Source organism: Aurantimonas aggregata, from assembly GCF_010500835.1.
Lineage (GTDB): Bacteria > Pseudomonadota > Alphaproteobacteria > Rhizobiales > Rhizobiaceae > Aurantimonas > Aurantimonas aggregata.
The window spans coordinates 1-971 of record NZ_JAAAMJ010000081.1 but is presented as its reverse complement, the minus strand read 5'-3'; the positions used below and the strand labels follow the sequence as shown (position 1 = coordinate 971).

At 64.6% G+C, this 971-nt stretch carries 1 protein-coding gene; it reads left to right on the top strand.

Translation table 11 applies throughout. The annotated features are described in order from the left end of the window. A partial coding sequence (locus GTW51_RS23335) for a PQQ-dependent sugar dehydrogenase (protein WP_163046405.1) occupies positions 1–840 on the top strand: 840 nt, incomplete at its 5' end. Between the last annotated feature and the right edge of the window lie 131 nt (positions 841–971).

Genomic DNA, 971 nt, shown 5'->3' with positions numbered 1-971 from the left:
CCCTTCGGCATGGCGCTGGTCGGCGACCGGTTCTACCTCGGGAACACGGACGGCATTCGGTGTTTCGACTACCGGCCAGGCGATACGAGCCTCAGAGGCGGTGGTGAAAAGCTCGTCGACTTCAAGCCGCACGGGCACTGGACCCGCAGCCTGATCGTCTCGCCGGATCGGGCGAAGATCTACGCTGGCGTCGGATCGCTTTCCAACATCGGCGACAAGGGGATGGCGGCGGAAGAGGGTCGCGCGGCGATCTGGGAACTGGACGTTTCCACCGGAAAGGCGCGGATTTTTGCCTCCGGGCTGCGAAACCCGGTCGGCATGGCCTTCGAGCCGGTCACGGGAAAGCTCTGGACCGTCGTCAACGAGCGCGACGGGCTTGGGGACGAAACGCCGCCCGACTACCTTACGTCCGTCGAAGAGGGTGGGTTTTACGGCTGGCCCTATTGCTACTGGGGCAGGACCGTGGACGATCGTGTCACGCAGGCTCCGGACCTCGTCGCCCGTGCCATCCAGCCGGATTATGCTCTCGGTGGCCACACGGCATCGCTCGGCCTCTGCTGGATGCCGGGCGGCACCTTGCCGGGGTTCGGCGAGGGCATGGTGATCGGCCAGCACGGATCGTGGAATCGCTCGACGCTGAGCGGCTACAAGCTGATCTTCGTCCCCTTCGACAATGGCGCGCCGAACGGACCGGCTCGCGATTTCCTGTCCGGTTTCCTGTCCGAGGACGAGAAACTTGCCTATGGGCGTCCCGTCGGCGTGGCGATCGGCCCGGACGGCAGATCGCTGCTGATGGCCGACGATGTGGGAGACGTCATCTGGCGCGTGACCGCCGTGTGATGCAATCGGTCGCACCGTAGCGGTGATGGCGGAGGCTGAAAGAAAGCCGTGAACCTGGAATGGGCGCATGAAGGCGATCTTGATCATGCGGGGTTCTTGACCGTGAGCCGCCAACCCAATGGTCGAGCGAT